Source organism: Streptomyces sp. YS415 (assembly GCF_023544665.1).
Classification (GTDB): domain Bacteria; phylum Actinomycetota; class Actinomycetes; order Streptomycetales; family Streptomycetaceae; genus Streptomyces.
In genome coordinates this window covers 49,160-61,498 of record NZ_JAMJFL010000020.1, presented here as the reverse complement: position 1 = coordinate 61,498, position 12,339 = coordinate 49,160, and the positions used below count along the sequence as shown (strand labels likewise).

The following is a 12,339-nucleotide window of genomic DNA, read 5'->3' as shown; positions in this document are numbered from 1 at the left end:
CGTCAGCCCGCGGCGGCCGTGGCCGCACCGGAGGCCGCGTTGCAGCTGGACTGCTTCGCCATCGCCTGGCCGACCTCGCCCTCCTCGAGTTCCTTGAGGGCGTTGCTGCCGCTGGTGCTGAGCTTGTTCAGCTCGGTGGCGATGTCCTTGAGGCCGTCCGCGAACTTCGCCTGGTCCTTGGTGTCGAGTTCGTCGACCTGCTTCTTCAGGGAGGCGTAGGACGCGGAGATGCTGTTGAGCTCCTTGACCGCGTCCTGCTGCTTCTTCTCGCTGTTCTTGGCGTCCCCGGCGTCCGGCGCACCGGCCTTGTCCACGGCGTCGCCGATCGCCTTGTAGGCGTCGGACATGTCCTGGAACGCCTTGGCGTCGGTCTTCTGGACGTCCTCCGGCGAGCTGTTGTCCGAGGTCTCCTTCTGGATGGCGATGTTGGCGGCCTCGATCTTCTTGGCCTGCGGCTTTACGGCGTCACAGACCTGCTTGGCCCAAGCGTCCAGCTTGTCGTTGCCGTCATCGCTGCTGCATCCCGACAGCGCCATTACCAGTACCGCACCGCCGGACAGCGCGGCCGTGAGCTTCTTGTTCACCGGATTGGTCCCTTCCATGGCTCTCGGCCCCGGAACATACACGGCAGAGGGTCGAGATCCCTACGCCGACTGTCCGGCAAGTCCACTTCTGGGCCATTTGCACCATGTGAGAGAAGGCTCACGAAGGGGGCGTGAACACACAGAGCGGGCGGGAAGCGCGTCTGTTCGCGCCTCTCGCCCGCCCTGGTGAGCCGGGCCGTGCGGCTAGGTTCCCGAAATCGCCGCCGGGTCGGTCGGGTTGGCCGTCCGCTCGGCGCCCGCGTCGTCGCCCATGGCGATCCCGCGCCGCTTGGAGACGTACACGGCTCCGGCGATCACCAGGAACGACAGCACCGCGATCAGTACCCGTGCGCCGATGTTCTTGTCGTCGCCGTACGAGAAATCGATCACTGCGGGAGCGATCAGCAGCGCCACCAGGTTCATCACCTTCAGCAGCGGGTTGATCGCGGGACCGGCGGTGTCCTTGAAGGGGTCACCGACCGTGTCGCCGATCACCGTGGCGGCGTGGGCCTCGCTGCCCTTGCCGCCGTGGTGGCCGTCCTCGACGAGCTTCTTGGCGTTGTCCCAGGCACCGCCCGAGTTCGCCAGGAACACCGCCATCAGCGTGCCCGAGCCGATCGCACCCGCCAGGAATGCACCGAGGGGGCCCACGCCGAGCGTGAACCCGATGCAGATGGGCGCCATCACGGCGAGCAGACCGGGAGTCGTCAGTTCCCTGAGCGCGTCCCGCGTGCAGATGTCGACGACCTTGCCGTACTCCGGCTTCTCCGTGTAGTCCATGATCCCGGGCCGCTCGCGGAACTGCCGCCGCACCTCGTAGACCACCGAACCAGCCGAACGCGACACCGCGTTGATGGCCAGTCCGGAGAAGAGGAAGACGACCGCCGCGCCGGCGATGAGGCCGACGAGGTTGTTGGGCTGCGAGATGTCCATCATCAGGCTCAGCGGCGCGTCGTCGCCCGACAGCTTCTCGCCCACGTCCCGCGCGCCCGTGGTGATGGCGTCGCGGTAGGAGCCGAAGAGCGCCGCGGCCGCGAGGACCGCGGTGGCGATGGCGATGCCCTTGGTGATGGCCTTGGTGGTGTTGCCGACCGCGTCCAGGTTGGTGAGCACCTGAGCGCCCGCGCCCTCGACGTCGCCGGACATCTCGGCGATGCCCTGGGCGTTGTCGGAGACCGGCCCGAAGGTGTCCATCGCGACGATCACACCGACCGTGGTGAGCAGGCCGGTACCGGCCAGTGCCACCGCGAACAGCGCCAGCATGATCGACGTACCGCCCAGCAGGAAGGCCCCGTAGACGCCGAGGCCGATCAACAGGGCGGTGTAGACGGCCGATTCGAGGCCGACGGAGACACCGGCGAGGACGACCGTCGCGGGACCGGTCAGCGAGCTCTTGCCGATGTCCCGGACCGGCCGGCGGTTGGTCTCGGTGAAGTAGCCGGTCAGCTGCTGGATGACGGCGGCGAGCAGGATGCCGATCGCCACGGCGACGAGCGCGAGGATCCGCGGGTCGCCGCTCTTGCCCTGGATCGTCGCGTCGGTGACGCCGTCGAGGTCGGCGTAGGACGAGGGCAGATAGACGAAGACCGCGACGGCGACCAGGACGAGCGAGATCACCGCGGAGATGAAGAAGCCGCGGTTGATCGCCGTCATGCCGCTGCGGTCGCTGCGGCGCGGCGCCACGGCGAAGATGCCGATCATGGCCGTGACCACGCCGATCGCGGGCACCAGCAGCGGGAAGGCGAGTCCGGCGTCGCCGAAGGCGGCCGTGCCGAGGATCAGCGCGGCGACCAGGGTGACGGCGTACGACTCGAAGAGGTCCGCCGCCATGCCCGCGCAGTCGCCGACGTTGTCGCCCACGTTGTCGGCGATGGTGGCGGCATTGCGCGGATCGTCCTCCGGAATGCCTTGCTCGACCTTGCCGACCAGGTCGGCGCCGACGTCGGCGGCCTTGGTGAAGATGCCGCCGCCGACACGCATGAACATCGCGATCAGCGCGGCACCCAGACCGAAGCCCTCGAGCACCTTCGGCGCGTCGGCCGCGTACACCAGCACCACGCAGGAGGCTCCCAGCAGACCGAGCCCCACCGTGAACATGCCGACGACGCCGCCCGTGCGGAAAGCGATCTTCATTGCTTTGTGCGAGACGGCGGTGAGATCCTTTTCCGGCTCACCCTCCGCCGGAGTCGCTTCCCTGGCCGCGGCGGCCACCCGCACATTGCTGCGCACGGCGAGCCACATGCCGATATACCCGGTGGCGGCCGAGAACCCGGCGCCGATCAAGAAGAACACCGATCGGCCGATGCGCTGATTCCAGTCGTCCGCGGGCAGCAGCATCAGCAGGAAGAACACGATCACCGCGAACACGGCGAGCGTGCGCAACTGCCGGGCCAGATAGGCGTTCGCGCCTTCCTGGATGGCCGTCGCGATCTTCTTCATGCTCTCGGTGCCCTCGCCCGCCGCGAGCACCTGCCACAGCAGGATGCCGGCGACCACGAGGGCCGCCAGGGCGACGACGCCGATGACCACGATCAATCCGCGGTTGCCATCGGTCAGGACTGCGGCTGCGAAGGTTGTGGGCTGATCCAACTGATGAGGGGTAGAAAGCCCCGCCATTCGTCCTCCTTGACGCTTGGGCTGAGCTCAAGATGTGGACGGATTGTAGGTACCGGAACCTGATCAAAACAGTGCGCGGCAAACGGAATTACACTTCGCATGCTCTGCAGCAAATGATCGCCCCTCGACCAGGGAACCCGAAAGGGGTAATGCCTCAAAAGCATTGACGCCGAGATTCTGCCTGGCAGCAACTTGATCGAATTATCGGGGGATTGATCGTGAAGTAATTCACGAATGCCGAAGGGCCCTACCAGAGGTAGGGCCCTTCGGGTGATCTCGGCGCGGAACGTCAGGGAAGTTCGGCGACGGCCGGAATGCTCGGCCAGGTCATACGGATCAGTCCGCCGTGCTCGCCGGCGGTGACCTCGACGTCGTCGACGAGCCCGCTGATGACCGCGAGACCCATCTCGTCCTCCTCGGCCTCCGCGTCCTCGGCCGCGGTGCCCGGTGCCCGGTCGCCCGGGGCGGAGCGCGGCGCCTCGTCGCCGACCTCGATGGAGAACTGCTTCTCCTCCTCGATCAGCACCACCTTCACCGGTGCCGTGACGCCGCCCAGCTGATGCAGTCCGACGGCACGGCTGCAGGCCTCACCGACCGCGAGGCGCACCTCGTCGAGGACCGCCTCGTCCACTCCGGCCCTGCGCGCCACCGCCGCCGCCACCAGTCGGGCGGTCCTGACGTGCTCGGGCAGCGCGCTGAAGCGGAGTTCAACGGTGGCCATGCATCCCCCTCGGAACTACGGGCGTGCTGTCCGGAGGGCCGGGCCGCCGAAGCCCGGTCCTCCTTCTTGAACTACTTCCGTCCCGGGGCCGAAGACGGCCCAGAGGCGGTGATCAGTCGGTCGCCGCAACCGCTTCCTCGACCGAGGTGTGGATCGGGAACACCTTGGTGAGGCCGGTGATGCGGAAGATCTTCAGAATGCGCTCCTGGTTGCAGACCAGGCGCAGCGAGCCCTCATGGGCACGCACGCGCTTCAGGCCGCCGACCAGCACGCCGAGCCCGGTGGAGTCGAGGAAGTCCACGCCCTCCATGTCGACGACGAGGTGGAAACTCCCGTCGTTCACCAGCTCGACCAGCTGTTCGCGCAACTTGGGCGCGGTATATACGTCGATTTCGCCACCGACCTCGACGACCGTACGATCGCCGACGGTACGGGTCGACAGGGACAGGTCCACGGATCCTCCAGCACCTTGCTAATCGAGCGGTCGTCCCGCGGGACACCTCGGCTTGAAGCCCCCAGGACGGTTCGCCAGCCGCGATGGCATTCAATCACTTACCGGCGGGCGTGCACGACGCCTTGGTCCCATTGTCCGTCACGCCAGTGACACACTCGGTGCCGATGGCCAAGAATCACCGATCCGATCGATCCCCGACGGGCCCCGTTTCCCGGGTGGACCCGGGCACGGTCCTGGGCCGGCTCGCCTCGGGCCCGAGCCGGGCTTCGCGCATCACTCATACGGAGCATGTGCCCCCGCGGGCGGGTCGGCATGCCGTCTGGCCTGACCGGATCCGATCCGAGGTCATCGCGGCCGTGCAGGCGTGCGGGGTCGAACACCCCTGGGCCCATCAGGCACGCGCCGCCGAGCACGCCCTGGACGGCGAGTCGGTGGTCGTCGCCACCGGCACCGCCTCCGGCAAGTCGCTGGCCTATCTGGTGCCCGTGCTCTCCGCCCTCCTGGACGGCTCCGAGGCCCCGAACGGCCGCGGCGCCACCGCGCTCTACCTGGCACCCACCAAGGCGCTCGCGGCGGATCAGTGCCGATCGGTGAAGAAACTTTCACAACCGCTCGGCAATTCCGTCCGGCCTGCGGTGTACGACGGGGACACGCCGTTCGAGGAACGCGAGTGGGTCCGCCAGTACGCCAACTACGTGCTGACCAACCCCGACATGCTGCACCGGGGCATCCTCCCGTCCCACCCCCGCTGGTCCTCCTTCCTGAAGTCGCTGAAGTACGTCGTCATCGACGAGTGCCACACCTACCGGGGCGTCTTCGGCTCCCACGTCGCGCAGGTGCTGCGCCGGCTACGCCGTCTGTGCGCCCGCTACGGCGCCTCTCCCGTCTTCCTGCTGGCCTCCGCGACCTCAGCCGAGCCCTCGGTCTCCGCCCGCCGCCTGACCGGCCTGCCGGTCGTGGAGGTGGCCGACGACGCCTCACCCCGCGGTGAACTGGTGTTCGCCCTCTGGGAACCCCCGCTCACCGAGATGCAGGGCGAGAAGGGCGCCCCGGTCCGCCGTACCGCCACCGCCGAGACCGCCGACCTGCTGACCGACCTCGCCGTCCAGGGCGTGCGCTCGGTCGCCTTCGTCCGCTCCCGGCGTGGCGCCGAGCTGATCTCGGTGATCGCCCAGGAACGCCTCGCCGAGGTCGACCGCTCGCTCGCCCGGCGCGTGGCGGCCTACCGCGGCGGCTATCTCCCCGAGGAGCGCCGCGCCCTGGAACAGGCACTGCACTCCGGCGAACTCCTCGGCCTCGCCGCGACCACGGCCCTGGAACTCGGCATCGACGTCTCCGGCCTGGACGCCGTGCTGATCGCCGGATACCCCGGCACGCGCGCCTCCCTGTGGCAGCAGGCGGGCCGGGCCGGCCGCGCCGGGCAGGGCGCGCTCGCCGTCCTGATCGCCCGCGACGACCCCCTGGACACCTTCCTGGTCCACCACCCCGAGGCCCTCTTCGACCGGCCCGTGGAGTCCACCGTCCTCGACCCCGACAACCCGTACGTCCTCGCCCCGCACCTGTGCGCCGCAGCGGCGGAACTGCCGCTGACCGAGGAGGACATGGCGCTGTTCGGCCCCGCCTGCGAGGAGCTGCTGCCCCAGCTGGAGGCCGCGAAGCTGCTCCGCCGCCGGACCAGCGCCTGGCACTGGACCCGCCGGGAACGGGCCGCCGACCTCACCGACATTCGCGGCGGGGGCGGTCGGCCGGTCCAGGTCGTCGAGTCCGGTACCGGCCGGCTGCTCGGCACGGTCGACGCGGGCGCCGCCCACGCCACGGTGCACGAGGGCGCGGTCCACCTGCACCAGGGCCGCACCTACCTGGTGCGCTCCCTGGACCTGGAGGACTCCGTCGCCCTGGTCCAGGAGGCCAGCCCCTCGTACGCCACGGTCGCCCGCGACACGACGTCCATCACCGTCCTGGAGACGGACACCGAGATCCCCTGGGGCGACGGCCGCCTCTGCTACGGCTCCGTCGAGGTCACCAACCAAGTCGTCTCCTACCTCCGCCGGCGCCTGATCACCGGCGAGGTCCTGGGCGAGACCAAACTCGACCTCCCTCCTCGGACGCTGCGCACCCGCGCGGTGTGGTGGACGGTCACCGAGGACCAGCTCGACGCGGCCCGGATCACCCCGGAGATCCTCGGCGGCGCCCTGCACGCCGCCGAGCACGCGTCGATCGGCCTGCTGCCCCTCTTCGCGACCTGCGACCGCTGGGACATCGGCGGTGTCTCCGTCCCCCTGCACCCCGACACACTGCTCCCGACGGTCTTCGTCTACGACGGCCATCCCGGCGGCGCGGGCTTCGCCGAGCGCGCCTTCCACACCGCCCGCGCCTGGCTCACCGCCACCCGCGAGGCCATCGCCTCCTGCGAGTGCGAGGCCGGCTGCCCGTCCTGCATCCAGTCCCCGAAGTGCGGCAACGGCAACGACCCGCTGCACAAGAGGGGCGCGGTACGGCTGCTCACGGAACTCCTGCGGGCGGCGCCGGAGAAGGAGTCCCCGGCGGAGACGGGGGCCCCGCCCGCGCTCTGACCTCGACGGCGAACGGTCCCCGGCCCGCCGCCGCGGACACGTCCGAGACGTCACCCACGAGCGCGCACCGCACCAGCCGGGTGCCCTGGGCCCGGGCCACCCTCTCCGCCCGCTCACAGGCCGCTCCGGCGCCCTCCACCCAGTGGTCCGCCGCCGCGAGGGCGGCGAGATCGGCACCGCCCGCCGCGCGGTGCCGGGTGACCACGGCTTGGCCGAGCGCGAGCACGACCCCGAACACCACGCAGAGGACGGCAAGGGTGGCGACGGTCCATACGGTGGCGGAGCCGCGGTCGCCGGGGCGGGGGGCGGTCGGGGGGTGAGTGCTTGGGAGTCGGCAGTCGGGGCCGCGGGCGGCCGGGGAGTGGGTGCCCGGGAGTCGCTGGGTGCTCGGGGGGTGATGGCCCGGCCGGGGGTCACCCGAATGGCGGTCACCCGAGTGGCGAGGGCTCATGGATTCACCCCGGTCCCGGGATCGGTACCGATCCCGGTCGCGGCTTCCGGCACCGGGTCGGTGTCCGGCGCGACCTCGGTGTCCGGCACTGCCGGCGAGCCCGGCCCAACCCCAGTAGCTGGCCCCATCCCCGTGTCGAGCCCCACCCCGCCCTCCTCCACCGCCGCCACGGCCTCCTCCCGTACCTCGAAGGGCAGCCCCCGCAGCGCCGGCGGCTTGGCGACCACCAGCACCCGGACCTGGTCCCCGGCCCGGGTGACGGTGACCTTCGCGCCGGACGGAGCCGCCTCCCGCGCGACCGCGGCGACCGCACCGGCCTGGTCCTGGCGCGCCGCAGCGCGGGCGCCCGTACGGGCCGCGTCCACGCACTGGATCTGGGCGGCGATCACCAGCAGCCCCCACACCAGCGCCATCGCGAACATCACCAGCACGGGCAGCACCACGGCCGACTCCGCCGTCACGAACCCCCGGTCGGCGCCGCGCCGCTCACATCCGCGCATCGAGCGCCTGCTTCACGATGGCCTGGAGCTCCGCGCTGACCTGCCCGCTGGTGACCACCTTGTAGAGCACCACGGCGAACGCCACCGCCGCGATGATTCCCATCGCGTACTCGGAGGTCACCATCCCCGAGTCCCGCCGACCGGTGAAGGCCCGCATGCGCGCCCGTACTGCCGTCACTGCCTTGTGCATTGCCGTGCTCATTGCCTTGTTCATCACAACCCCCGTGAGGATTCGGTTCCGTCGACTACGACTGGTCAGTGCCGAAGGCCGGTCATCCGCCACCCCCTCCCAGCACCCCGTCGGCCAGCCCGATCACCACGGGCAGCACGCCCACCGCGATGAACGCGGGCAGGAAGCACAGCCCCACCGGCGCGGTGACGAGGACCGCCGCCCGCCGCGCCCGGGCCGTCGCGGCGCGTGCCCAGGTGGCGCGGGCGTCCGCGGCGATGCGGGCCACCGGCCCGGCCGCCGCAATCCCGGACACATCGGCCCGCTCCAGCAACCGCGCCAGCGCCCCGGCGCCGGGCAGCGCCGCCAACGTCCGCCACGCCTGGCCCGGTTCACCCCCGAGCCGTACCTCGGCCGCGCCCCGCGCCAGCCCTTCCCCCACCGGCCCGCCCAATGCCTCACCCACGGCCTGGGCCGCGATCACCGGCCCGGCACCGGCGGCGATGCAGGCCGCCAGCAGATCAGCGGCGAGGGGAAGTTGCCGTGCCGCCTCGGCGGCGTCGTACACCGCTCTCTCGGAAGCGACACGCCGCCCCCGCCACCGGTCCACGACGACCGCACCGGCCAGGCCCACCCCGGCCCCGACGACACCACCGACCAGCACCCACCCGGCACACCCCACCGCCGCCGCGGGCAGCCACCGCCGTACCAGGGGCCGCACCTCGAACCTCGGCGCGCCCGGCGCCACTTCCACGGCGGCCACCAGTTCGGCGAGCCGCCGCCGGACCCTCCGCTCACACCGCACCACCCCCACCCACCGCACCAGCCACACCAGGCCCAGCACGATCCCCACCATTACCCCCAGCCTGTGGACAACTTCCGCACTCACCACGCCTCCCTTCGCCGGCCCTTCAGCCGACTTGACCCGTCCGCCGCCCTCGCCCGGACCTCACCTGGACCCCAGTCGCCCTCTGCCGAACCCCCGTCACTCCTGACACGCCCCCCACACCGCCCTCACACCGCCTCCGCTCCTCGCACGATCCGCAGCGCCCACCACACCCCCACCCCCTCCAGCACCCCACCGGCGAACAGACACCCCAGCCCGGCGCCGCTGTGCAGCAGCACCCGCAACGGGTCGGCGCCCATGACCGCGCCGAGGAGCAGTCCCAGGACCGGCAGCCCCGCGAGCATCAGCGCCGTCGACCTGGCGCCCGCCAACTGCGCCCGCAGATCGGCCCGCTGGTCGCGCTCGGCACGCAACGCCGCTTCGAGCCGGTCGAGTCCGGCCGCGAGGCCCGCGCCCTGGTCCACGGCCACCCGCCAGCACGCGGCGAGACCCAGCAACCCTTCGGCGCCCGGTCTCCGCGCCGCCGCCGCGAGGGCGCCTGGAACATCGCCGCCGAACCGCGCGGCCGCCAGCACCGCCGCCTGCGCGTCCCCGAGCCCGCCGGAGTCGAGCGCCGCCCGCAGCAGCGCCTCGCCCGGCTGCCGTCCCGCCCGCACCTCCCCGGCGAGCGCCGCGCACAGGGCGATCACCGCGTCCCCCCGGCGGTCCCGGGCCCGCCGCGCCGCACCGGCCAGCCGTACCCGGCGCAGCAACGGAACCGCCGCAGCACCGGCGACGAGCGGCAGCACCGACGCCCCGAGCACCGCCAGCACCATCCCCGCGACCACCGCCCACCACTCGACCCGCAACCGCCCACGCAGCCGCCGCAGTTCACCGGCCGCCTGCCGCCACCCGGGCGGCCCGGCCCCCACCACCCCGCCGCCGGCAAGCAGCAGCCGTGCCCGCCGAGCCCCGGCATCCCGCCCGCTCAGCAGCCACAGGGCGGCCCCGGCGCACACCACGGCCGCTCCCGTCGACGCCCCGCTCACACCCGTCTCACCCATGCCCGCTCCCCAACTCGCAGTCCTCGTCCCCGAGCAACTCCCGCAGCCGCCCCCAGCCCCGCTCGACCGCGAACGCCCCGGCTCCCCACCGCAGGGCCGGAACCGTCCGCACCAGCCCCGACGGATCCCGCTCCAGCACCTGCACCTCGGCGATCCGCCGCCGGCCGTCACGCCCCCGCACGAGATGCAGCACCACCGACAGCGCGGCCGCCACCTGGCTGTGCAGCGCCGCCCGGTCGAGCCCCGCCGCCGTGCCGAGGGCCTCCAGCCGGGCCGGGACATCGGCCGCCGCGTTGGCGTGCACGGTGCCGCAGCCGCCCTCGTGGCCGGTGTTGAGCGCGGCCAGCAGGTGGACCACCTCCGGTCCGCGCACCTCGCCCACGACCAGCCGGTCCGGCCGCATCCGCAGCGCCTGGCGGACCAGGTCCTGGAGCGTCACCAGCCCGGCGCCCTCCTGGTTGGCGGGTCTGCTCTCCAGCCGTACGACGTGCGGATGGTCGGGCCGCAGCTCCGCCGAGTCCTCGGCGAGCACGATCCGTTCGCCCGCCCCGACCAGCCCGAGCAGCGCGCTCAGCAGCGTCGTCTTGCCGCTGCCGGTGCCGCCGCTGATGAGGAAGGACAGCCGCGCCTCGATCAGTGCCCGCAGCACCCGGTCCCCGCCCGGCGGTACCGTGCCCGCCGCCACCAGTTCGTCCAGCGTGAACGCGCGCGGCCGTACCACCCGCAGGGACAGGCAGGTGCAGCCGACGGCCACCGGGGGCAGCACGGCGTGCAGCCGGGTCCCGTCGGGCAGCCGGGCGTCGGCCCAGGGGCGCGCGCCGTCCAGGCGCCGCCCGGCCACCGCGGCCAGCCGCTGCGCCAGGCGTCGTACGGCCGCCGCGTCGGGGAAGCGGACGCCGGTCAGCTCGAGGCCGCCGCCGCGGTCCACCCAGACCCGGTCCGGCGCCGACACCAGCACGTCGGTCACCGACGGGTCGGCGAGCAGCGGTTCCAGGGGCCCGCTGCCGACGAGTTCGGAGCGCAACTGCTCCGCGGCGCCGAGGATTTCGGCGTCCCCGAGCACCCGCCCCTGTTCGCGCAGTGCCTGCGCCACGCGCGCGGGGGTCGGCTCGCCCCCCTTCTCCGCGAGTCTGCGTCGCACGCCGTCGAGCAGGGCCGGTGTCATGTCGGATCCGGCCGCAAACGTCTCCTGGCCCAGGTAGGTGCTCATGCCGCCCCCGCCTCCAGCAGCGCCCGCTCCCAGAACGTGCGGCAGAAGCGCGCCAGCGGTCCGCGTCCGGCCGCCGCGGGCGGCGCCTTGCCGTCCTGCGGGCGGCTCAGCCCCGCTTCGACCGGTACCTCTCCGGCCAGCGGCAGTCCGAGGAGCCGGGCCACCTCGCGGTCGTCGAGTCCGGGAGCGTAGGGCCCGCGTACCGCCACCCGCAGGTCCCCCAGCACCATCCGGACCGCCGAGGCCACCCGTCCGGCGGCCGCGACGGCGCGCAGTTCGGCGGGGACCACGAGGATGCCGAGGTCGAGCTGGGCGAGCACTTCGGCGACGCCGTCGTCGATCCGGCGCGGCAGGTCGACGACGACCGCGCCGCTGCGGCGCCGGGCGGCGGCCAGCACCGCCCGTACGGCCTGCGGCGGGACGGCGACACAGTCCCCCCGGTCCCAGCTGAGCACCCGCAGGTTGTGCAGCCGGGGCAGCGACTCCTCCAGGGCGCCGCCGCCGACCCGGCCGCGTGAGGCGGCGAAAGCCGGCCAGCGCAGCCCCTCGGCCGTCTCGCCGCCGAGGAGTACGTCGAGTCCGCCGCCCAGTGGATCGGCGTCCACGAGCAGGGTGCGCAGTCCCTCCCGCGCGGAGGTGACGGCGAGGGCGCACGCGAGCGTGGACGCACCGGCGCCGCCCCGGCCGCCGATCACGCCGACGGTGAGGGCGGGCCGACCCACGCCCTCGGCCACGTCGGCGATGCGGTCGACCAGCCACTGCTCCCCGTCCGGGAGCATCAGGACATGGTCGGCGCCGATCTCGACGGCCCGCCGCCAGACCCCGGAGTCGTCCTGGTCCCGGCCGACCAGGACCACGCCCCTTCTGCGCGGAGCGCCGCGCACCCGGCGGGCGGCGTCGTCGCCGACCAGGACCAGCGGCGCGGCCTCCCAGTTGCCGTGCGGTTCGGGAACGCCGTGATGGACCTCGGGCGTGGCGCCCGCTGCCGCGCACAGCCGCAGCAGGTCGTCCAGCAGCTCGGCGTCCTCGGTGACGATCAGCGGTGCCCCCGGCCGCCCGGAGGCGGCGGGCGGCGGTTCCTGTGTGGCGGCTGCGGCCATGGTTTCTCCCCGTGTCGTGTCCCTCGCGGAGCCCTTGCGGCCGCGCGATTCCCTAAGGCGCGGAGAACCGG

The 12,339-nt window shown here is 72.7% G+C and carries 11 protein-coding genes and 1 pseudogene; 1 reads left to right on the top strand and 11 read right to left on the bottom strand.

All coding sequences use genetic code 11. The features are described from left to right. Nucleotides 1-2 precede the first annotated feature (2 nt). The 4 genes from M8H82_RS24180 to bldG form a co-directional block, all read right to left on the bottom strand. Nucleotides 3-602, bottom strand: a complete 600-nt coding sequence (locus M8H82_RS24180; protein WP_250077057.1) for a small secreted protein — start codon at nucleotides 600-602, stop codon at nucleotides 3-5. 186 nt (nucleotides 603-788) lie between these two features. Further along, complete coding sequence (locus M8H82_RS24175) at nucleotides 789-3,200, bottom strand: sodium-translocating pyrophosphatase (protein ID WP_250077056.1); 2,412 nt, start codon at nucleotides 3,198-3,200, stop codon at nucleotides 789-791. 289 nt (nucleotides 3,201-3,489) lie between these two features. Further along, nucleotides 3,490-3,921 carry an ATP-binding protein gene (locus M8H82_RS24170; protein ID WP_250077049.1) on the bottom strand — a complete coding sequence of 144 codons (432 nt, stop codon included), beginning with the start codon at nucleotides 3,919-3,921 and terminating at the stop codon, nucleotides 3,490-3,492. 112 nt (nucleotides 3,922-4,033) lie between these two features. Continuing rightward, a complete protein-coding gene (gene bldG / locus M8H82_RS24165; RefSeq protein WP_003975386.1) occupies nucleotides 4,034-4,375 on the bottom strand; it encodes an anti-sigma factor antagonist BldG in 342 nt (113 codons plus the stop codon). Between the two features lie 83 nt (nucleotides 4,376-4,458). Between bldG and M8H82_RS24160 the strand changes: the two genes are divergently transcribed. Next, nucleotides 4,459-6,948: a DEAD/DEAH box helicase gene (locus tag M8H82_RS24160; RefSeq protein ID WP_250077048.1), complete on the top strand. Its 2,490-nt coding sequence runs from the start codon at nucleotides 4,459-4,461 to the stop codon at nucleotides 6,946-6,948. Here the strand turns inward: M8H82_RS24160 and M8H82_RS24155 are convergent. From M8H82_RS24155 to ssd, 7 genes and pseudogenes are all read right to left on the bottom strand, one after another. Further along, nucleotides 6,878-7,399, bottom strand: a complete 522-nt coding sequence (locus tag M8H82_RS24155; protein WP_374211694.1) for an Rv3654c family TadE-like protein — start codon at nucleotides 7,397-7,399, stop codon at nucleotides 6,878-6,880. The genes M8H82_RS24160 and M8H82_RS24155 overlap by 71 nt on opposite strands. Before the next feature lie 152 nt (nucleotides 7,400-7,551). Next, nucleotides 7,552-7,899, bottom strand: a pseudogene (locus M8H82_RS24150) (TadE family type IV pilus minor pilin); the annotation flags it as partial. After that, a complete protein-coding gene (locus M8H82_RS24145) occupies nucleotides 7,886-8,089 on the bottom strand; it encodes a DUF4244 domain-containing protein (RefSeq protein WP_250077046.1) in 204 nt (67 codons plus the stop codon). The gene M8H82_RS24145 and the pseudogene M8H82_RS24150, both read right to left, overlap by 14 nt. Before the next feature lie 82 nt (nucleotides 8,090-8,171). Then, entirely contained in the window at nucleotides 8,172-8,957 is a 786-nt protein-coding gene (locus M8H82_RS24140) for a type II secretion system F family protein (protein ID WP_250077044.1), read from the bottom strand. Nucleotides 8,958-9,082: 125 nt separating this feature from the next. Then, on the bottom strand, nucleotides 9,083-9,958 hold the full coding sequence (locus tag M8H82_RS24135) for a type II secretion system F family protein (protein ID WP_250077042.1): 876 nt from the start codon (nucleotides 9,956-9,958) through the stop codon (nucleotides 9,083-9,085). After that, nucleotides 9,951-11,168, bottom strand: a complete 1,218-nt coding sequence (locus tag M8H82_RS24130; protein WP_250077040.1) for a TadA family conjugal transfer-associated ATPase — start codon at nucleotides 11,166-11,168, stop codon at nucleotides 9,951-9,953. The genes M8H82_RS24135 and M8H82_RS24130 overlap by 8 nt, the downstream gene beginning before the upstream one ends. Beyond that, on the bottom strand, nucleotides 11,165-12,268 hold the full coding sequence (ssd, locus tag M8H82_RS24125; RefSeq protein ID WP_250077038.1) for a septum site-determining protein Ssd: 1,104 nt from the start codon (nucleotides 12,266-12,268) through the stop codon (nucleotides 11,165-11,167). The genes M8H82_RS24130 and ssd overlap by 4 nt, the downstream gene beginning before the upstream one ends. Between the last annotated feature and the right edge of the window lie 71 nt (nucleotides 12,269-12,339).

What these genes read in the sequence shown, in the direction of transcription:
- M8H82_RS24155 (WP_374211694.1), bottom strand. Translation starts at nt 7,399, where the DNA reads ATGAGCCCTCGCCACTCGGGTGACCGCCATTCGGGTGACCCCCGGCCG.
- ssd (WP_250077038.1), bottom strand. Translation starts at nt 12,268, where the DNA reads ATGGCCGCAGCCGCCACACAGGAACCGCCGCCCGCCGCCTCCGGGCGG.
- M8H82_RS24135 (WP_250077042.1), bottom strand. Translation starts at nt 9,958, where the DNA reads ATGGGTGAGACGGGTGTGAGCGGGGCGTCGACGGGAGCGGCCGTGGTG.
- M8H82_RS24170 (WP_250077049.1), bottom strand. Translation starts at nt 3,921, where the DNA reads ATGGCCACCGTTGAACTCCGCTTCAGCGCGCTGCCCGAGCACGTCAGG.
- M8H82_RS24180 (WP_250077057.1), bottom strand. Translation starts at nt 602, where the DNA reads ATGGAAGGGACCAATCCGGTGAACAAGAAGCTCACGGCCGCGCTGTCC.
- M8H82_RS24145 (WP_250077046.1), bottom strand. Translation starts at nt 8,089, where the DNA reads ATGCACAAGGCAGTGACGGCAGTACGGGCGCGCATGCGGGCCTTCACC.
- M8H82_RS24175 (WP_250077056.1), bottom strand. Translation starts at nt 3,200, where the DNA reads ATGGCGGGGCTTTCTACCCCTCATCAGTTGGATCAGCCCACAACCTTC.
- M8H82_RS24130 (WP_250077040.1), bottom strand. Translation starts at nt 11,168, where the DNA reads ATGAGCACCTACCTGGGCCAGGAGACGTTTGCGGCCGGATCCGACATG.
- M8H82_RS24160 (WP_250077048.1), top strand. Translation starts at nt 4,459, where the DNA reads ATGGCATTCAATCACTTACCGGCGGGCGTGCACGACGCCTTGGTCCCA.